The following is a 19,824-nucleotide window of genomic DNA, read 5'->3' on the forward strand; positions in this document are numbered from 1 at the left end:
GGAGAATAATTATGACTAAAACAATCTATTTCTTATGTACAGGAAATTCTTGCCGTTCACAGATGGCAGAAGGCTTCGGAAAAGAATATTTACCAGAATGGAATGTATATTCTGCGGGAATTGAATCACACGGAGTAAACCCAAAAGCGATTGAAGCAATGAAAGAAGTAGGTATTGATATTTCAAACAATACTTCTGATGTAATTGATAAAGACATCTTAAATAATGCAGACTTAGTTGTAACATTATGTGATCATGCAAAAGATGTATGTCCGGTTATACCACCACATGTACGTACTGAGCATTGGGGATTTGAAGATCCTGCTGGACAAGACTGGTCAGTATTTCAGCGAGTACGTGATGAAATTGGAACACGTATCAAACACTTTGCTGAAACAGGTGAATAAAATGGAACTACCAAAGATCAGCAAACCAGCATTGCGTGCACTTGGTAGTATCAATGTGAAGACATTAGAAGACGTTACGAAATATAGTGAAGCAGAGTTATTAGCTTTACATGGATTTGGCCCAAAAGCCATTCGTATCTTAAAAGGAGTAATGGAAGAGCAAGGATTGAAATTTAAAGAAGAATAAATATATAGAAAATGCACCGTTCATTATTTGAACGGTGCAATTTTTTTGCCAATAGATATTTTTGTAAGGAATATCACACATTTTAATTATTTGCTTTCCCTCACGTTGGATAATATTAAAAAAACATTTTGGTATAGACACGAAAATTGAAATATAATTTCAAAAATATTTTTATTAATTTATTATTTATATTGAGAAATAATACAAACCAAAATATAAAAATATATAAAGAATTAATCTATTATTTAAATATAGTGAATGGCTACTTAATAAATGTTCTCTTTTTGATATTTTATTTCGTCACAAAATAGTTACAAAATATTCTGATAAATTAATTGTAAACGTTTACAATTAGGTTTAAAATAAAGTTGTGAAATAAGAAAGAGGTGATAAGGTTGAAATATAATTATGATGTCGCCATCATTGGCGGAGGTCCAGGTGGTTATGTAACGGCGATTAGATTAGCTCAATTTAATAAGAAGGTCATTTTGTTTGAAGGAAAAAATTTAGGAGGAACTTGCTTAAATATGGGATGTATTCCTTCTAAAGCAATGCTGAGGATTTCAGAGGTTATGTCCACAATTAAAGAAGCGGAAAAGTTTGGGATTATAACTAATGAAGTGAAAGTGGATTACTCCAAAGTAAAAAGTTATAAAGAAGATGTAGTGAAACAATTAGTAAATGGTGTTGGATATTTGCTTAAGAAGAATGGTGTTAAAGTGATAAATGAATTCGTAACAGAAATCAAAGATCATGATATTAAATACGCTGAAAATAAAGTTTCGGCAGAAAATATTATTTTGGCAACAGGATCTCAGCCTTTTATCCCTCCAATCGAAGGATTAAATAGTATTCAATATGATACGACAGACACTATTTTTACGTGGAAAACTTTACCTAAGTCACTCGTTATCATTGGTGGAGGTGTAATTGGAGTAGAAATGGCACAAGCGTTCGCACCACTTGGAGCAAAGGTAACACTTGTTGAGGTTGCTGATGATATTTTGATGACGGAAGATCAATCAGCACGTAAATTAGTAGAAAAACATTTAAAACAAGAAGGTATTACCATAATTACTAAAGCAAAAATCTCCAAAATAGAAAAAGACGAAATTACAGTTGGTAATGAAACAATACCGTTTGAAAAAATACTTATAGCCACTGGACGCAAAACAAATTTAGAACTTGCAGAGCAATTGGGTTTAGAGCTTAGTGAAAATAAAAAATTTATTGAAGTAAATGACTATATGCAAACTTCACAAAAACACATTTATGCCATTGGTGACATTATTCCAGGTTATCAACTTGCACATGCTGCAAGTCACGAAGGATTAATTGCCGCTGATTATATAGCTAATAATAACCATCACAAGTTAGACCAGACTAAAGTGCCACGTTGTGTGTATACAACACCTGAAATCGCTTCATTTGGCTTAAGTGAAGAACAGGCAAAAAAAGATTATGATATAAAAGTTTCAACTTATAACCTCGCTGGCAACGGTAAAGCAATTTCATATGGAGATTCTACGGGATTTGTAAAAGTAATCAGTGAAAAGAAATACGGTGAAATTCTCGGTGCAGTTATTTGTGGTGCACATGCAACAGAACTAATAAGTACTATCTTAGCTGTAAAAAATGCCGAAGGTACAATGGACGAATTAGCACATCAAATTTTTGCACATCCAACAGTTTCAGAATCAATAGGAGAAAGTGCTGAAGATTTCTTTGGATTAAGTATTCATCAGCCATAAAAAAGGGAGGAATAAACAATGGAAAAGGAAAAAGCACTATGGATTTATCGAAAAATGAATGAAATTCGTGAGTTTGAGGATGAAGTGCATAGAATATTCTTGACTGGTACGATTCCAGGTTTTGTACATTTATATGCAGGAGAAGAAGCAATAGCAGTAGGAGCTTGTGCAGAACTAAATGATGCTGACTATATCACAAGTACACACCGCGGACATGGACATGCTATTGCTAAAGATTGTGATATTTTAGGTATGATGGCTGAGATTTATGGACGTAAAGATGGATTAAATAAAGGGAAAGGCGGTTCAATGCATATTGCTGAAGTTGAAAAAGGTATACTAGGTGCCAACGGTATCGTTGGTGCCGGATTCCCACTTGCAAATGGTGCGGGTTTATCTATAAAAACATTGAAACAAGATGCAGTGGCAGTATGTTTCTTCGGTGATGGTGCATCAAATGAAGGTACTTTCCACGAAGGATTGAACTTTGCCTCAATTCTAAATTTACCTGTAATCTTTATTTGTGAAAACAATGGATATGGTGAGGCGACACCACATAGCTATGCCTCAGCGTCAGATACTGTTGCAGAACGTGCCTCAGCATATAATATGCCAGGTCACCATGTTGATGGTAAAGATGTTGTTGCAGTCAACGAAGTGATGATTGAAGCAGTGAAACGCGCAAAAGCTGGAGAAGGGCCGACATTAATTGAATGTAAGACTTATCGTAACTATGGTCACTTTGAAGGAGATGCGCAAAGTTATAAATCAGATAAAGATGAACTACGTGATTTAGATCCTATTGTCATCTTTAAAGAGCGTGCATTAAAAGAAGGCTGGATGACAGAAGAAGAAGCGAAAAAAATTGAAGATGATGCTAAAGCATTAGTTGAAGAAGCGGTTAAATTCGCAGAGAATAGTCCACTACCAGATGAATCTTCATTACTTGAAGATGTCTATGCAGATTAAGGAGGAATAATCATGACAAGAGAACTCACATTTATGCAAGCAGTTACTGAAGGAATCGACCAGGCAATGGAGAAAGATGAAACAGTTATTTTAATGGGAGAAGACGTTGCTGGTGGTAATACAATTGAGCATTTAGATGGAGATGAAGCGTGGGGCGGCGTGTTCGGCTTAACGAAAGGTATTGTAGGTAAATATGGTCGTGAACGTGTTATTGATACACCAATCGCCGAACAAAACTATGTTGGTGCGGGTGTAGGTGCCGCGGCAACCGGACTTAGACCGATTGTTGAATTAATGTTCAACGATTTCATTGGATATGCACTAGACGCATTACTTAACCAAGGTTCAAAAATGCGTTACATGTTTGGTGGTAAAGCAAAAATTCCTATGACGATGCGTACCGTGCATGGCGCAGGTGCTTCAGCGGCCGCTCAGCACAGTCAATCATTATATGGTATGTTCGGAGCAATTCCAGGTATAAAAGTAGTTGTACCATCCAACCCATATGATGCAAAAGGATTATTACTTGCCGCAGTTGAAGATGATAACTTAGTTGTATTTTCTGAAGATAAAACATTATATGGTATGAAAGGTGAAGTACCAGAAGAGTATTATACTGTTGAAATAGGCAAAGCAAAAATTGTAAGAGAAGGTACAGACCTTTCAATCGTTGCGATTGGTAAAATGGTACATGTAGCACTTGAAGTAGCGGATGAATTAGAAGGCCAAGATGTTTCAGTTGAGGTTATTGATTTAGTAACAGTAGCACCGTGGGATCAGGAGACAATATTGAATTCTGTAGAGAAAACAAATCGATTAATTGTAATAGACGAAGCAAATCCACAAAGTTCTACAGGTCATTCAATTGCAGCTGTTGTTGGTGACAAAGCATTTGATTATTTAGATGGACCTGTTAAAGTTATTACGGCACCACATACACCTGTTCCTTTTGCTGAGAACCTTGAGAAACTATACATTCCAAATAAAGATAGAGTGCTTAAAGAAGCAGCAGAAATTATTGATGATTTAAAATAATGCGAGGTGAAGTTAAATGAGTAAAAGAGTTGATATGCCGAAGCTAGGAATGACCATGACAGAAGGTACAATAGATGAATGGTACAAATCTGTAGGTGATGCTGTTAAGAAAGGCGAAGCATTATGTATGATTGCTTCTGAGAAATTAACGATGGATGTTGAATCTCCGGATGATGGACAACTACTTGAAATCACTGTTGAAGCAGGAGGTGTTGCGAAAGTTGGTGAGCAAATAGGACTTGTTGGTGCAGAAGGTGAAGAGAGCGATAACAAGCCGTCAGGAGACGATGAAGCACTAAGTGAATCTGGTGAACCCACTGATGAACGTCAAGCAATTAAAGATGCTGCAGAGAAATCAGATAGCTTTGAGCGTACTCACGATAAGGAAATTAATGAAAATGCAATTGAAGAAGAGGGTCATCCAACTGAGCAACCTCAACAATCTGATAAGAGAATATTTATCACACCGCTTGCTAAGAAAATAGCACAAGAAAAAGGTATAGATTATTCACAAATTAAAGGTACGGGTGGTAACGGACGTATCACAAAGCGTGATGTTGAAAATGCACCAGCTAAAGCGCAGACTGAGCAAGCAGCTCCAGCTGAAGTTCATGCCGTTGCCGAGAAATCTATTACACCGAAAAACTTAAGCCCAATGCGTAGTGCGATAGCTGCGAACATGATGAACAGCTTACAAACGACAGCACAATTAACATTACATCAAAAAGCAAATGCAGATAAACTATTTAAATTTAATAAAAAACTTAAAGCTGAAGTTAGTAATAGCGAACTAGATATTAAAGTAACTGTTACGGCATTGATTACTAAAGCTGTTGCATTGGCATTAAAAGAAGATGAAAAAATGAACAGTACTTATGATGAAGGCATTTTAACGAAACATGATGATGTGAATATCGGAATAGCAACTTCGCTTGACGATGGATTGATGGTACCGGTAATTCATGATGCAGGTAGTAAATCTATCGGTGACATTGCAGTGCAAATCTTAGAACTATCTGACGCAGCAAGAAACGGTAGTTTAGAGAATGAGAAGATGAGTGGCGGTACGTTTACGATTACAAATATCGGGACATCTGGTATTGAATATTTCACACCAGTGCTAAATGCACCTGAAGTAGGTATTTTAGGTGTAGGATCAGTGCAAAATGAATTAAAATTAGTTGATGGTGAAGTGAAAGAAACGAAAATCATACCGCTCAGCTTAACAATCGACCATCAAATTATTGATGGTGCAGACGGTGCAAACTTCTTAGCTACTTTAATCAAATATATTGAAAATCCATTTTTATTAGTACTATAAATGATGAGAAGCTTGAGACAGGTGGTCTCAAGCTTTTTTTTATAAAAATATTAAATGTAAGCGTTGACAGAAAGTGATTTTGGGAGTAAGATTAGTTTAAATTAAGCACATAGTTCACGGACATATTTTTTTACACCAAAATGGAACCGGTTCCAAAGGAGGAAATGGAATGGATTACAATCAAGTTTCAAAAGATATTCTAGCTGCTATCGGTGGCAAAGAAAATATCGATGCAATGGCACACTGTTCAACGCGTTTACGTTTAGCTTTAAAAGATGAGAGTATCGTAGACCAGAAAGCATTAGACAATATGGATGCGGTAAAAGGTACTTTCTCAACAGGTGGTCAGTACCAAATTATTATCGGAGCAGGTACAGTCAATACTGTATTTAACGAAATGAGCAAGATGACCGGTATGGATGCTGCAACGAAATCAGAAGTAGCGTCTAAATCTACGAAGAAGATGAACCCATTACAACAATTTGTTAAGATGCTTTCAGATATTTTTGTGCCAATTATTCCAGCAATCGTAGCTGGTGGTTTATTGATGGGGATTAATAACTTATTTACAGGAAAAGGATTATTTATCGAAGGTAAAACATTAATTGAAGCATATCCTAATTTACAAGGATTAGCAGACCTAATTAACTTGCTTGCAAATGCGCCATTCGTATTCTTACCTATCTTAATTGGTTTTAGTGCTGTTAAACGTTTCGGTGGTAATCCATACTTGGGTGCAGCACTTGGTATGATTCTTGTCCACCCTGGGTTATTAAATGCGTATGAATATCCTAAATTTATTGCTGCAGGTAAAGATATACCTTTCTGGGATATCTTTGGATTGCATATTGAAAGTGTTGGTTATCAAGGTCAGGTTTTACCGATTTTAGTGGCGAGTTGGATATTAGCGACAATCGAAAAGAACTTACGTAAAGTAACACCATCTTGGTTAGATAACTTAACAACACCATTAATTTCTTTATTTGTTACTGGATTCTTAACATTTCTATTCGTTGGACCGTTAACACGTACAGCAGGTACTTATTTAACAGATGGTTTAACTTGGTTATATGAAACTGGTGGATTTGTTGGAGCGATGATTTTCGGATTCTTCTATGCACCAATCGTTATTACAGGTATGCACCATTCATTTATCGCAGTTGAAACGCAGTTAATTGCAGATGCTGCGAAAACTGGTGGATCATTTATCTTCCCAATCGCTGCAATGAGTAACATAGCACAAGGTGCAGCAACATTAGCGGTATTATTCATCACGAAAAATGAAAAATTAAAAGGTATCGCATCTGCTGCTGGTATCTCAGCGTTATTAGGCATTACAGAACCTGCGATGTTTGGTGTAAACTTAAAATTAAAATATCCATTTATCGGTGCGATTATTGGTTCAGCAGCTGGTTCAGCATATATTGGTTTAATGCAAGTTAAAGCGACGGCTTTAGGTGCAGCAGGATTACCAGGATTTATTTCTATTAAAACGGGACAATGGACCAGTTATTTTATTGCAATGGCTATCGCTTTTGCAGTGTCAATGATAGTGACATTTGTCTTATCAAAAAGACAAAAATATAAAGAAGTTGAAGAAGCATAATTTATATCATTAATTCAATATAAAATATTAATAAGGCCAGGACGCGTTGTCCTGGCCTTATTTGTGCTGTTTACTCATAATCATAAATAAATCCATGTGCTAATAAATCACGTTCTGCATTATCGAGTATCTTTTCGGATTTAGCTGAGATTACATGTTCATGTATACCGTATGTGAGTTCTGCAAGCATTCTGCCGTTATCTTCGGTCATATCATTTGAGAATTCATAACAATCTTCTACAGAATTGAGCATCAGGTTCGCTGTAATTTTACCGTACACTGGATGATTGACGGATACATTATCAATCATTGCGCCATTTTCAACGATAATCGTTAATTCTTCTAACATTCTGCTATTGTCATGTTTTACGGTAATCGTACGTTTATATTTCTCACCTGTTTGAGGTGTCGCTTCAAAGATATATCCTTTCTTTGTCGCTTTAATGCCGATTTCTTCTTCACGCAATTTTGCAATATCCGAAACAATGATTTGCCTTGAAACATTAAATTGTTTCGCTAATGCAGCGCCTGGTATAGCAGCTGTACTTTCTTTAATCAGTTGTGCAATTTGTCGTCTTCTTTCCTCTGTTTGCATAGACTTTCACCTTTATGTTATTTGATTGATGACTTCTAAAAAAGTATTGATTTCTTCTTCTGTTGTTAATGTACTAAGTGATACCCGAATATATTGATGTACCGAGTAACTTTGCTTTGTAATCAATGTTTCTAAGCCTCTTGAATGCATTGTACCATGCCCACATGCAGTTCCGGTAGAGATTAAGATATTGTGTTGTGACAGTTGCTGCATGATATATTGTCCGTCTGTTTTATTGATAAGGATCGGAATAATATTTTTAAGCTGTGGTTCGAATTTCATCGGTACGTATAATGCTGGATCGAGCGTAGTAATAATTTTGTGATTGAATTGTTGTATCGTGTCTGATTGTTTATAGTCTATCAATGCTTGTGTCATCGCAACAAGTGACGGTACATCCACCGTGCCGTTTCTCATATGATGTTCGTGATGATAGAACGGATTGGTTATGCGCAATGCTTCTTCTCTAATTAGAAGGGCACCAATCCCTTTTGGACCGAAAAATTTATGTCCGCTAATTGAAAGTGACGTTACATATTGCGTTGGAATCCTTAACTTACCAGCTGATTGCACTGCATCAATGTGAAATGGAATATTAAATTGATTTGTTAATTTTCCTATTTGCTCAATTGGAAAGATATAACCTGTTTCAGAACTAACATGAACACAGCTTACACATGCTATTGTTTCATGATATTGCTGTATAAATTGTTCTGTCAGAGTTAGATCAATCATGCCAGTTTCATCTTCTGGGAAGTAGTGTATGTCGTAACGAGCATGTTCGTGTAACGCTGCATAGACAGATGGATGTTCAAATTTAGACGTAAGTATGATTGTCTTATTTGATTCATGATAGAGATAATTGTTTAAAGCCATTTCGTTTGCATGAGAGCCACTGGTCGACGTTACAAGTGTAAAGTTATCTGTAAAGTATCCGTTCAGTGCATTCTCGCAGTTGTGTACGATATCTTTAACCATATCGCCACCACTATGCAAACTCTCAGAATTATAATAAAATTTTTGATTTGTATCAAAGTAACGTTGCATTGCACTCGCTGACATAGGTGATGTTGCAGCATAATCTAAATTTATCATCGAATTACCTCTTGTAATTTTATTGTTTATGTGACAATATAATTGTAAAACTAATGTAAATATATTGTAAAGGTGTTTTTTATGTATGATGTAATTATTGTCGGTGGTGGTATTAGCGCACTCAGCCTGTTAAGATATCTTCCGAAACACTATAAAGTTGCTGTCGTGATGGAGAACAATGCTTCTTCGAGTGTTATGGCACAAGGTGGCATTGCGTCATCTTTATTTGAAAGTTCGATTGAAAGTCATGTGCAGGACACATATACCGCTGGATGCAATTACGGAGATATTGATGTTATTCGTAAGATGATTGAAACGGGAAATCATGTTGTTCGGGATTTAATAAATAGAGGTATCGAGTTCGATCAAAAATCAGGATTGTTTGATTTAGGTATGGAGGGCGCGCATGCTGTACCTCGCATCTTTCATATGAATCATGATCAGACAGGACAATCTCTTTGTGCTTTTATGCGTTTGCAACTTCAACCACAAGTTGAAATGATTTATGGGCGTTTAACGGCATTACATAAAGATGTATATGGAAAGGTTTGCGGTATTTCAGTAGATGATAAAATATTACCGGGGCAATTTGTTGTACTTGCCACCGGTGGATATAGTGGTATGTTTCAACCTGCCTCGAACCCGAGTGTATCTGGTGTGTATGCACAAATGCTCGCACTACTTTCAGGGTGTACATTACGTGACCTTGAAATGATACAGTTTCATCCGACGATGCTTACGATTGATAATAAAGCAATCTGTCTCGTCTCTGAAGCAGTAAGAGGTGCTGGTGGCGTATTGGTGAATGAACATGGTGAAGCAATTATGGCAAAGTATTTGCAGCGTGATCTGTCACCACGGCATATTACGAGTTACGAAATATTCAGTCGCATACAAAATGGAGAACGCATTTATTTAGACATTTCAAACATACGCAATTTTGCACAGCAGTTTCCATTCATTCATGCACAGTGTGAGCAATTTGGTTTATCGGAACGCATTCCTGTTGCACCGGGTGCACATTACACGATGGGTGGTATAGCAGCAGATGTAAATGGTGCGACAGCAGTAGATAACTTATTTGTAATTGGTGAAGCAGCATGTACTGGTTTCCATGGTGCGAATCGACTTGCAAGTAACTCACTGCTGGAAGGGCTTGCGATGGGGAAATTGCTGGGAGACACATTGATAAATAAAACGTTAACCCCACCAGGCAGAATTTTTTCTACTGTAAATATTCAATATAATAGTGATTTTGATCATGAATCATTTATGAAGTATGTAGGTATCGTAAGGGATACTGACAGCTTAAACAAATACTTAAGCACGCTTAATTCAAATGATACTTTAACAGTATTTGCACGCCTTATTGCAGAATGTGCGATAAATCGAACTTCAACACTTGGTGCACATGTGATAAAGGATAAAGATATATCAGACAGCGATAAAACAAATATCGTAAAACATTTAAATGGAGGAACAACTGTTGAATTTAATTCGCTTAGAACAAAAGTTACGTGATTTTATGGATGAAGATTTATCATATGGAGATCTATCATCAGCTATCTTTGATAACAATACAACTGGCACGATGCAACTGATTGCTAAAGAAGATGGCTATTTTTGTGGTGAAGATGTTATCTTACGAGGGTTTAATATTTTAGATAAGTGTGATGTCGTTTGTTTCAAACATGATGGGGATACGTTACATAAGGGTGAGGTTATTGCTAAAATCTCTGGAAAAGTAAAGCATCTATTACAGGCAGAGCGTACTGTATTAAATATGATTCAACGTATGAGCGGGATTACGACAGAAACGAAAAGGTATATGGAGAAAATAGCACATACGTCAGCTCAAGTGACAGATACACGTAAAACAACACCGGGACTTGGCATGTTTGAAAAATATGCAGTACGTATTGCAGGTGCCAGCAATCACCGTAGAAATCTTAATGACGGAATCATGTTAAAGGATAATCACATTGCATTTATGGGGTCGATTGAAGCAGCAATGCAAAGTGCAAATGCATTGCGTGGTCATATGGATAAGATTGAAATTGAGATAGAAGATGAAGAAATGCTTAAAGCAGCAATTAAAGCTCAGGCCGATATCATTATGTTTGATAATTGTACGCCGGAATTTATTAAAGCGCATATTCATCTTGTGCCAGATCATATTATTACAGAAGCATCTGGTGGCATTAATATCGACACGATCAAAGCGTATGCCGAAGCAGGTGTCGATTATATTTCAGTTGGTAAGTTATTTCATGGTGCCAATGCACTCGATATTTCAGGAAAGGTGGATATCAATGATTGATTTATTAAAGTCAGGACAAATCCCTGAACAGTATTTACAAATGTCGAAAGAGGCGCTTGAAGCAAGGGTGAAAGAAGTAAAAAGTTTGCTTGGAGATGATTTATTTATTCCTTGTCATCATTATCAAAAAGATGAAGTCGTACAATTTGCTGATGCAGTAGGTGATTCGTTAGAACTTGCAAATATTTGTAAGACGAATACAGCGAAGTTTATCGCATTTTGTGGTGTACACTTTATGGCAGAAACTGCTGATATGCTGACAAATGATGATCAGATTGTATTGTTACCAGATTTAAGAGCAGGTTGTTCGATGGCAGATATGGCGAATATCCATCAGGTGGAACGTTGTGACGCATATTTAAGAGCTGAATTTAATATCGACTGTCTACCACTGACTTATGTCAATTCTACAGCAGCAATTAAAGCGTTTGTCGGTAGGAAAGATGGAGCATGTTTAACAAGCGGTAACGCACATAAAGTAGTGAGTTGGGCACTTCTGCAGGATGAAATCATACTCTTCTTACCAGACCAGCATTTAGGACGCAACACAGCATATGATTTAGGTGTTCCGTTAGAACAGATGGCAATCTATGATCCGATTCAAAATAAACTTGAATATGATGGTGAAATGAGTGACTTACGTATCATCTTATGGAAAGGGCATTGCTCAGTGCATGAGAAATTTACGGTGCAAAATATTGCCCAAGTAAGAAAGCAGCATCCGGATATGCGCATTATCGTTCATCCTGAATGTACTTTTGAAGTGGTTCAGCAAAGTGATGATGCAGGATCTACACGAAAAATCCTGGAAGAAATTACGAACGCAGCACCTGGCTCTAAGTGGGCAATCGGTACAGAAATGAACTTAGTTAATCGCATTATAAAGCAAAATCCAGATAAAGAAATCATCTCACTTAATCCATTTATGTGTGCATGTCTGACGATGAATCGTATCGACTTACCACATCTTGTATGGTGTCTCGATAAGATAATAGAACATAACTTCGAAAACCAGATTACAGTAGATCATGAAACGACGACCTATGCTTTAAAAGCATTAGATAAAATGTTATCTCTGCAGTAATCGTTATAAATGTAATAAATCTATAAATGCATTATAATAAACATAATGTTGAATGGAGGAATTACAATGAATAAATGGGTAAAAAGAGGTTTAGTAGTCGGCGCATTAACAGTTGGTGCCGTACAAGGCGTTAAATATTTAGAGAAAAACGAGATGGTTAAAAAACGTCTGAATGATTTAAAGAACGTTAAAGAATATAACGACTTACGTAAAGCGATTATGGAAGTTGTTCATGCATTTAACAACAACAACGCACCACGTCTAGAACAACAATTCCAGAACAATGATTTTGTTACTGATCAGACTGAACCGACAAATAATGTGCAGGAAGAAACGATTGGTGAAGCGGTAAAACGCGTGTTAGATACACCAGTTGTAACGAATTTAATCGGCGATAAAGCAGATATCGATATGATGAAAGATTTAATCGATGAAACAGCTGAAGTTGAAAAGCTAATCAGAAGCTGGTTTAACTAAAAAGATTGAGACAAAATTTTGTCTCAATCTTTTTATATTTCCAGTCTATAAATATATTGTTCACCTAAAGCGCCCTCAATGCGACGACCTGTATCTTCGAAGTCAACACGTTCATATAGTTTTTGTGCTGGGATATTGGCATGGTTTACACCAAGAACAATAGATTTGACATGTGTAAAATGTTTCCTAATGTAAAACGGTAATTGCAGCATTGCATGTTTACCATGCCCTTTTCCGCTATATGAATGATCCATAATCAGACTAGTAAGCAGTAAAGATTGTTTTTCATCTGTATACTGAAATCTTCTATCAGTACGATGCAATAAGAAGAAACCAATCGGCTGATTTCGATTAATAATCACGACACCATGTACATTATCGTTTATTTCTTCGATACTATATTCTGGTAATTGTGTATACTTTAAAGCTTCAGCTGGTTGATAGAATTGCCTTAATCTCTCTTTGTACTGCTCATCATATGGAACCAATTGAACCATCTTTGCACCTCGAATGACAATAAATTTTTATTATTACTTTTTTTACTATATTATTAATATAACAGAATTTTTTATGAGGTGAAAAGATGTTTATCAAAAGTATTGCATCAAATTTTAAGCCACATGAAGCAACACCTTACTATATGAAAATCCCTGCGATAAAAAAATTAGAACGTATTGATTTAACCAATCCAGTAACTATCATCGTCGGAGAAAATGGAACAGGGAAATCAACTTTAATAGAAGCGATTGCAGTGAATTATGGGTTAAATCCAGAAGGCGGAGGCAAGAACTTTAACTTTGCAACGAAACATTCACATGCAGGACTATATGAAGAAATAAGACTTGGAAAGATGGGTGTACCGAGCGATACATTCTTTTTACGTGCAGAAGGATTTTATAATGTGGCAACTGAAATTGAGCGGCTTAATGCCATTGACGGTAGACTGCTCAACAGTTATGGTGGTAAAAGTTTGCATGATCAATCCCACGGTGAATCATTTCTAGCGTTACTTAAATATCGATTTCGAGCGAAAGGTTTATATATTTTAGACGAGCCTGAAAGTGCTTTATCACCGATGCGTCAAATGTCGATGATTGTTAGGATCAATGATTTAGTAAAGCGTGGTGCGCAGTTTATTATCGCAACGCATTCTCCAATTATTATGGCGTATCCAGGTGCTGATATTATTCAGTTAAATGATGATGGATATGAACGAATTGATTACAGAGAAACAGAACATTATATCGTTACAAAGGCATTTATCGATAAACCAGAAAAGATGATTGAGACTTTATTAGAATAGTCTCAATCATCTTTTTATAATGTGATGATTTCTTCTTTTAAACTGAGGTCATGACTTGTTAATATTTTCTTACATAGAGAATCTTTACTTACGTTATTAATCCAGAGTAACGCCTTCTTTAAATCATAGTGATTCATCACATGAGCTGGAATAATAATATCTTCATAAGATGCATTGACCAGTGCAGCATCACTCGTGATTAAAATATATTCTCCGGCACTATTCATTACTTTCACCATAAATAAACCAACGCTGTGACCTGGAGCATGGATGAGCTGTACTGTCTTATCTCCGAATAGATCATATGATTGGCCACTTGGGCCAATGCCCGTTTGGTCAAACTCAAAGCATGTTAAATCTATATCATTCCATAACTTTTGAAGATAACGCATTACACGTTTATTGGATTCTAATATTTCTTCACGACTTGCAAATATATATTTGGCATCTTTAACCTGACGAACACCGCTTACGTGATCGCTATGTAAATGTGTAAGTAACACATAATCTAAGTCGCCTGGTAGTATTCCTCTTTTACTGAGTTGCTCGTCTATCGATTGTCCTTCAGGTAATGTAGCGCGATGAATGAGTCGCTGTAATCCCAACTCTTTATGTTCTTCTGTGCGCACGCGTTTATGCCAGCCTGTATCAACAAGTATTAATCCTTTCGGGTGTTCAATCAGGAAACATGCGATAGGATATTGTTTGCGGTTTTTCTTACATGAAATAAATCCAAGCTTTGTAAGTGGATTTAGGGATTTAGTCTGTGTCGTAACGGTGCGATCGACAGTAATAAACCCTGTCTGAATAACATGTATACTAATTTTTGACACGTAAATCCCTCCGTTCCAGTTAATGTTACAACTAGCGTATCATATTATTTATAAAATAGTATTCCTTTATTGTTACAAGTTGTTAAAGATGTATAAAAAAAGATACTCTAAAAAGAGCATCTTATTTTATCGGACCATCGACATCTTTAAAATTATCGATGCCGAATGGAAATACATTATTTTTTATATTTGTTTTAAGTTCCTGCAGTGAAACGAGTGCGAAATTGGTTAACTGCAATGGATAGTTATATCGCTTCGTACTATCTAAGAACATGTCATTATTTCTTAAAAACCATTGTCCTGTATTCGATTTGACATAATCCATATCCAGGTCGATATATGTAATGTTGCCTTCATCATCCATTTGGCAAGGTGTTGAGATATTACAAAAAATCTTAACAGGTTTATATTGTTCATCGATTGAAATTGATACCGTATATCCATGATATTTAGAAAGAAAATGAAGCGTATCGTAATCAAGTAAATATGCTTCGTCTTTAATGAAATGTTTTAATAGAGAATTTTTTTCACATACTACAAAAAAGTAATGTGGTGTTTCAGAAAGTAATTTCCCTTCTACTTCTACGTGAGGTCTATCTGGATATTTATGTGATTTTATCTTTACTGTATTCACTATCTGGACCTCCTAATTTAATGTGTAGGTTTATTATAATATGAAATCGTTTTCCATGCATTGATTTCAACAGTTCTCTTTAATAATGTCATAAATTCGAGAAATTTTAAACCGTAACTCTATATATTCTCTTAAACCTTACATAATCTTTAAAGTGTTGTAACATAACTGTACTGAATATTCGTTATGATAAGTTTAACAAATCAATGGGGTGGGTTATGGGACGTTTATTAGAAATATTTTTAGTAGCACTAAAACTTGGCGTGACGAGTTTTGGAGGACCGGTTGCGCATCTTGGTTATTTCCGAGTTGAATATGTCGAGAAAAGAAAATGGCTAAGTGATAAAGTATATCAGGATCTTGTCAGTCTATGTCAGTTCCTGCCTGGGCCAGCATCGAGTCAGGTCGGTATCGGTATTGGTTTAATGCGTGGAGGGATACTCGGCGCAATATTAGCCTTTTTAGGCTTTACATTACCGTCAGTCTTTGTCCTGATTGCGTCAGTGTACTTTATGAAGGCACTCGATATGGATCTGGATTTTATAAAAGGGTTACTCATCGTTGCAATTGCCGTCGTTTTGCATGCATTAGTTGGTATGGGTAAGACCACTTTAAATAATTTAACAGCAATCATGATCTTTTTACTCAGTTTAGTCACTGCACTTGTATTTCCAACAGCATTTACGCAAATCTTAATTATTATCACTTCAGGATTAATTGGTATGTTATTGTATAAAGTTGAAACGAAAAAAGATGCGCCCATCTCTATTCAAGTTTCGAAATCAATGAGTATTGCAGCATTAATACTACTTGTTATTTTAATGATTGGACTACCGATTATTGCCCAGGTGATTAATAATGAATGGCTACATATGTTTGATAGATTATTTCGCGGAGGATTACTGGTATTTGGTGGAGGTCATGTCGTATTACCACTGTTACAAAGTGCCTTCGTACCGGATATGATGGATATCGATACATTCCTTGCTGGATATGGCTTAACACAGGCGATGCCTGGTCCATTGTTTACCTTTGGTTCATTTGTTGGCGCAAGTTTATTTGGTGTAATAGGTGGACTCGTCGCAATGGTAGCAATCTTCTTACCCGCCTTTTTATTAGTGATCGGAACTTTGCCATTCTGGGCTGTTATTCGTGAGCATCGATTGATGAAACAGGCATTAAAAGGAATTAATGCGGGTGTTATCGGTATTTTAGGAGCTGCATGGATAAATCCTATTATCATGCATACTGTAACACATTGGATGGATGTTGTATTTAGTTTAATACTTTTTGTTTTATTATATTTTGTAAAATTGCCGCCGTGGGTTATCGTAGTGCTCGGTATTATTATTGGATTTGTATTTTATAGATAAGTGCACAATTTATATTGTGTGCTTTTTTTGTGGTAGTAGAGTGGTTGCTTAAATGATACAATAAGTAAGTAATTTACAAAGAAAAAAGGTGATAGCATGAGATTTACCTGGGCAGATAGTCATCCATTGATGGCCGAATATTATGAGAATGAATGGGGTATTGCATCGCATGATGATGCGTATCTCTTTGAAATGCTTGTTCTTGAAGGTATGCAGGCAGGTCTTTCATGGCTGACAATATTGAAACGCAGGGAAGGCATACGTGCTGCACTCGATCAATTTGATTATCATAAAATCGCAAATTATAATGCAGATGATTTTAATCGGCTGATGAAGTCAGATGCGATGATTAAAAATAAATTAAAGATTGGTAGTATCATTAATAATGCGCAGAAATTTATTGAGATTCAGCAGGAGTTTGGTAGTTTTGATCGATACATATGGTCATTTACAGACTTTAAACCAGTGGTTACATATTTTGAAGAAGAAAGTTTAGTGCCTGCAGATAACGCTTTATCTCAACAAATTAGTAAAGATTTGAAGCAACGTGGTTTTAAATTTGTCGGACCGGTAATAATTTATGGATTTTTAGGTGCAATAGGTATCATTCAAGATCGATTACGTTAAAGAGGTGTTATATGGATAGTAATGAACTTTTTAGTGAAAAAGTAGAACAGTATCGGAATTCCAGACCTAAATATGCTTGTGCGTTAATGGATTATATGAAAGAAACTTTTTCAATTGATGAGACGACAACGATTGCTGATATCGGCGCGGGGACTGGTATATTCACTGAACTATTACTGGATTTAGGCGCAAAAGTTATTGCGATTGAACCGAATAGTGCGATGGCAGCACAACTCCGTCTGGCACTAAAGTGTAAAGAACTTGAAATACATGAACGACCAGCAGAAAGTACAGAAATTGAATCTCATACCGTTGATATGATTACTGCAGCACAAAGTTTTCACTGGTTTGATCAAAATGCGTTTAAATCAGAATGCAGAAGAATATTAAAAGGGAATGGCCCGGTTTGTCTTGTCTGGAATACGCGTATAGAAGAAGCACCGATTAATGTAAAGACCGCAGAAATTTATTCAGCGTTCTGTCCAAACTTTAAAGGATTTATCGGTTATGGTGGTGGGGTACAGTATTCTGAAGAAAGTATCTCAGATTTTTTTGAAGGTCAATATGATAAGCAGTCATATCAATTTCCATTAACATATGACAAACAAGGATTTATCGATCGTGCGTTATCCGCATCGTATGCTTTAGTGGAAGGCGATAGACAATATGATACGTTTGTAGAAAAGTTAGCGAACCTGTTCGATGCGTTCGCTGAAGATGGCAAAGTAATCGTGCCAAATGAATCAGTACTTTATTACGGAACAATATAAATTTACATCTAATATTTATAATAAAAAATAAACACACTTTATCAGTTCAATAGATAAAGTGTGTTCTTTTTTAGTTATTTTGTTCTGACTAAAATTAATCTCTCTTTATGGACACAGCTAATCCTAAACAAATAATCGCAAATAAGATTGATAAATAAGGCGCAACAGACAAAGAGAATGTTTCTACAATAATACCACCAATTAACGCACCAAATCCGATACCCGCATTTAATGCTGACATATTCCATGCCATGATAGTACTTGAATCACCTTCTACTTGCTTTATGATACCGATTTGAATGGCTGGGTTTGTTCCCCATTCAAAGATATTCCAGACAAGCATCACGAATAGTAATACGAAGTAAAATGGTAAAGCGATATTAAAGAAAAATAATGATAGCGTAAATACAGATAAGGCGATAATCAACCATTGCTTACTACCAATTTTATCTGCCATCATCCCACCTAAACTTGTTCCCGCAATACTACCTAAACCACAAACAAATAATAGAATAGAGACGTGTTGCAGCGTATACCCATGACTGATCATTAACGGGCTAATATAAGTAAACACGATATAGTTTGAAGCTAATATAAAGAATGTGATACCAATATATTTTGCAGCTTCTTTAGGATACAGTAGTTTTGAATGTTTGTTTTCATCTTCTGCTTGTACATTAATTTTATTTGGTAACTGAAGCATTAAGAGGATGGTTGCAATAATACTTACTATAACAATCATCCAGAATGTCGCACGCCAACCGAACATTTCTCCGATTTTTGTGCCGAGAGGTACGCCAAATACATTAGCGCCACTAAATCCGATGTATACAAGACCTAACATTTTCCCGCGTTCTTCAGGTCTGCTTAATACTACGGTTAAAGCTAATAATTTCACGACAATGATACTCGATGCCGCAGAAGCGATAATCCGTCCGATGACGATGACAGTAAATGTATCCCCAACCGCATTAATCGTATTTCCGATAATAAAGATAATCATGCTGATGAGCAATATCCATTTCGGATTATATCTTTCGGTAAGTTTCACGAGGATTGGACCACAAATAGCAACCGTAAAAGCGTAGATAGTGACTAATTGACCGGTCAGTGATTGATTAATATTTAAATCATCACTGATAAGCGTTAAGATACCTGCAACTACGAGTTCCACCATTCCAACAACAAAGATGCTAAGTATAAAAGTAAATAATTTAAGGCGTGTCATAATAGATCCTTTCAATATAGCGTGCATTAGAAATTATATCAGTAAAAATAAAAAAGTACATCCTTATGTTATCAGATGAATAATTATGATAAACACTATACAATAAAAGAGAGGTGAGCATCATGGGAGCAATACTTTCATTTATTGGTGATATATTTGCAGCAATAGCAACAAGTCTATTACAACAAACAAAACAAAGCGAGGAGCAT

Annotated in this window: 21 protein-coding genes; 15 read left to right on the forward strand and 6 right to left on the reverse strand. The window is 36.0% G+C overall.

The genetic code is table 11. The features are described from left to right. The first annotated feature begins 11 nt into the window (after window positions 1-11). The 7 genes from arsC (at window position 12) to JJJ02_RS10285 (ending at window position 7,276) form a co-directional block, all read left to right on the forward strand. Window positions 12-407: an arsenate reductase (thioredoxin) gene (gene arsC, locus JJJ02_RS10255; RefSeq protein ID WP_255724773.1), complete on the forward strand. Its 396-nt coding sequence runs from the start codon at window positions 12-14 to the stop codon at window positions 405-407. Window position 408: 1 nt separating this feature from the next. Further along, a complete protein-coding gene (locus JJJ02_RS10260; RefSeq protein ID WP_240837321.1) occupies window positions 409-594 on the forward strand; it encodes a helix-hairpin-helix domain-containing protein in 186 nt (61 codons plus the stop codon). 395 nt (window positions 595-989) lie between these two features. Continuing rightward, a complete protein-coding gene (gene lpdA, locus JJJ02_RS10265) occupies window positions 990-2,345 on the forward strand; it encodes a dihydrolipoyl dehydrogenase (protein ID WP_240837319.1) in 1,356 nt (451 codons plus the stop codon). A gap of 18 nt (window positions 2,346-2,363) precedes the next feature. Beyond that, window positions 2,364-3,314, forward strand: a complete 951-nt coding sequence (locus tag JJJ02_RS10270) for a thiamine pyrophosphate-dependent dehydrogenase E1 component subunit alpha (RefSeq protein ID WP_240837317.1) — start codon at window positions 2,364-2,366, stop codon at window positions 3,312-3,314. A 12-nt stretch (window positions 3,315-3,326) separates the two neighbouring features. Further along, a complete protein-coding gene (locus tag JJJ02_RS10275; protein ID WP_111717350.1) occupies window positions 3,327-4,349 on the forward strand; it encodes an alpha-ketoacid dehydrogenase subunit beta in 1,023 nt (340 codons plus the stop codon). 16 nt (window positions 4,350-4,365) lie between these two features. Beyond that, window positions 4,366-5,670 (forward strand): dihydrolipoamide acetyltransferase family protein, encoded by a 1,305-nt coding sequence (locus tag JJJ02_RS10280; protein WP_240837314.1) that lies wholly within the window; start codon window positions 4,366-4,368, stop codon window positions 5,668-5,670. Window positions 5,671-5,839: 169 nt separating this feature from the next. Beyond that, on the forward strand, window positions 5,840-7,276 hold the full coding sequence (locus JJJ02_RS10285; RefSeq protein WP_239241945.1) for a sucrose-specific PTS transporter subunit IIBC: 1,437 nt from the start codon (window positions 5,840-5,842) through the stop codon (window positions 7,274-7,276). Window positions 7,277-7,346: 70 nt separating this feature from the next. Here JJJ02_RS10285 and JJJ02_RS10290 read toward each other — a convergent pair whose 3' ends face one another. Together JJJ02_RS10290 and JJJ02_RS10295 are read right to left on the reverse strand one after the other, a co-directional pair. After that, the gene (locus tag JJJ02_RS10290; protein ID WP_099578762.1) at window positions 7,347-7,871 is read right to left on the reverse strand and encodes a transcription repressor NadR; all 525 of its coding nucleotides are present in this window, start codon (window positions 7,869-7,871) and stop codon (window positions 7,347-7,349) included. Between the two features lie 12 nt (window positions 7,872-7,883). Next, a complete protein-coding gene (locus tag JJJ02_RS10295; protein ID WP_239241944.1) occupies window positions 7,884-8,966 on the reverse strand; it encodes a cysteine desulfurase family protein in 1,083 nt (360 codons plus the stop codon). A gap of 81 nt (window positions 8,967-9,047) precedes the next feature. On the opposite strand from JJJ02_RS10295, the gene JJJ02_RS10300 reads away from it, so the two are divergent. The 4 genes from JJJ02_RS10300 (at window position 9,048) to JJJ02_RS10315 (ending at window position 12,847) form a co-directional block, all read left to right on the forward strand. Beyond that, window positions 9,048-10,487 (forward strand): L-aspartate oxidase, encoded by a 1,440-nt coding sequence (locus JJJ02_RS10300; protein WP_239241943.1) that lies wholly within the window; start codon window positions 9,048-9,050, stop codon window positions 10,485-10,487. Next, window positions 10,453-11,286 carry a carboxylating nicotinate-nucleotide diphosphorylase gene (gene nadC, locus JJJ02_RS10305; protein ID WP_239241942.1) on the forward strand — a complete coding sequence of 278 codons (834 nt, stop codon included), beginning with the start codon at window positions 10,453-10,455 and terminating at the stop codon, window positions 11,284-11,286. The genes JJJ02_RS10300 and nadC overlap by 35 nt, the downstream gene beginning before the upstream one ends. Further along, the gene (gene nadA, locus JJJ02_RS10310; protein WP_396614715.1) at window positions 11,279-12,370 is read left to right on the forward strand and encodes a quinolinate synthase NadA; all 1,092 of its coding nucleotides are present in this window, start codon (window positions 11,279-11,281) and stop codon (window positions 12,368-12,370) included. The genes nadC and nadA overlap by 8 nt, the downstream gene beginning before the upstream one ends. 66 nt (window positions 12,371-12,436) lie before the next feature. Next, the gene (locus tag JJJ02_RS10315; protein ID WP_111717361.1) at window positions 12,437-12,847 is read left to right on the forward strand and encodes a hypothetical protein; all 411 of its coding nucleotides are present in this window, start codon (window positions 12,437-12,439) and stop codon (window positions 12,845-12,847) included. A 32-nt stretch (window positions 12,848-12,879) separates the two neighbouring features. Here the strand turns inward: JJJ02_RS10315 and JJJ02_RS10320 are convergent, their stop codons facing one another. Beyond that, window positions 12,880-13,344, reverse strand: a complete 465-nt coding sequence (locus tag JJJ02_RS10320) for a GNAT family N-acetyltransferase (protein WP_111717362.1) — start codon at window positions 13,342-13,344, stop codon at window positions 12,880-12,882. An 86-nt stretch (window positions 13,345-13,430) separates the two neighbouring features. On the opposite strand from JJJ02_RS10320, the gene JJJ02_RS10325 reads away from it, so the two are divergent. After that, entirely contained in the window at window positions 13,431-14,150 is a 720-nt protein-coding gene (locus JJJ02_RS10325; protein ID WP_099578748.1) for an AAA family ATPase, read from the forward strand. Window positions 14,151-14,164: 14 nt separating this feature from the next. Here JJJ02_RS10325 and JJJ02_RS10330 read toward each other — a convergent pair whose 3' ends face one another. Both JJJ02_RS10330 and JJJ02_RS10335 read right to left on the reverse strand, forming a co-directional pair. Next, window positions 14,165-14,983 carry an N-acyl homoserine lactonase family protein gene (locus JJJ02_RS10330; RefSeq protein ID WP_170122560.1) on the reverse strand — a complete coding sequence of 273 codons (819 nt, stop codon included), beginning with the start codon at window positions 14,981-14,983 and terminating at the stop codon, window positions 14,165-14,167. Window positions 14,984-15,104: 121 nt separating this feature from the next. Beyond that, window positions 15,105-15,617 (reverse strand): DUF402 domain-containing protein, encoded by a 513-nt coding sequence (locus tag JJJ02_RS10335; protein WP_170122561.1) that lies wholly within the window; start codon window positions 15,615-15,617, stop codon window positions 15,105-15,107. 218 nt (window positions 15,618-15,835) lie between these two features. On the opposite strand from JJJ02_RS10335, the gene chrA reads away from it, so the two are divergent. The 3 genes from chrA to JJJ02_RS10350 all read left to right on the forward strand — a co-directional run bounded on the left by chrA (window position 15,836) and on the right by JJJ02_RS10350 (window position 18,387). Continuing rightward, window positions 15,836-16,990: a chromate efflux transporter gene (chrA, locus tag JJJ02_RS10340; RefSeq protein WP_240837312.1), complete on the forward strand. Its 1,155-nt coding sequence runs from the start codon at window positions 15,836-15,838 to the stop codon at window positions 16,988-16,990. Between the two features lie 96 nt (window positions 16,991-17,086). Beyond that, on the forward strand, window positions 17,087-17,617 hold the full coding sequence (locus JJJ02_RS10345; RefSeq protein WP_111717368.1) for a DNA-3-methyladenine glycosylase I: 531 nt from the start codon (window positions 17,087-17,089) through the stop codon (window positions 17,615-17,617). An 11-nt stretch (window positions 17,618-17,628) separates the two neighbouring features. Next, window positions 17,629-18,387 (forward strand): class I SAM-dependent methyltransferase, encoded by a 759-nt coding sequence (locus JJJ02_RS10350; protein ID WP_240837310.1) that lies wholly within the window; start codon window positions 17,629-17,631, stop codon window positions 18,385-18,387. A gap of 94 nt (window positions 18,388-18,481) precedes the next feature. Here JJJ02_RS10350 and JJJ02_RS10355 read toward each other — a convergent pair whose 3' ends face one another. Then, window positions 18,482-19,615: an MFS transporter gene (locus JJJ02_RS10355; RefSeq protein WP_240837307.1), complete on the reverse strand. Its 1,134-nt coding sequence runs from the start codon at window positions 19,613-19,615 to the stop codon at window positions 18,482-18,484. Window positions 19,616-19,824: the final 209 nt, after the last annotated feature.

The sequence above is a fragment of the Macrococcus sp. PK genome (genome assembly GCF_022501545.1).
GTDB classification, from domain to species: Bacteria; Bacillota; Bacilli; order Staphylococcales; family Staphylococcaceae; genus Macrococcoides; species Macrococcoides epidermidis.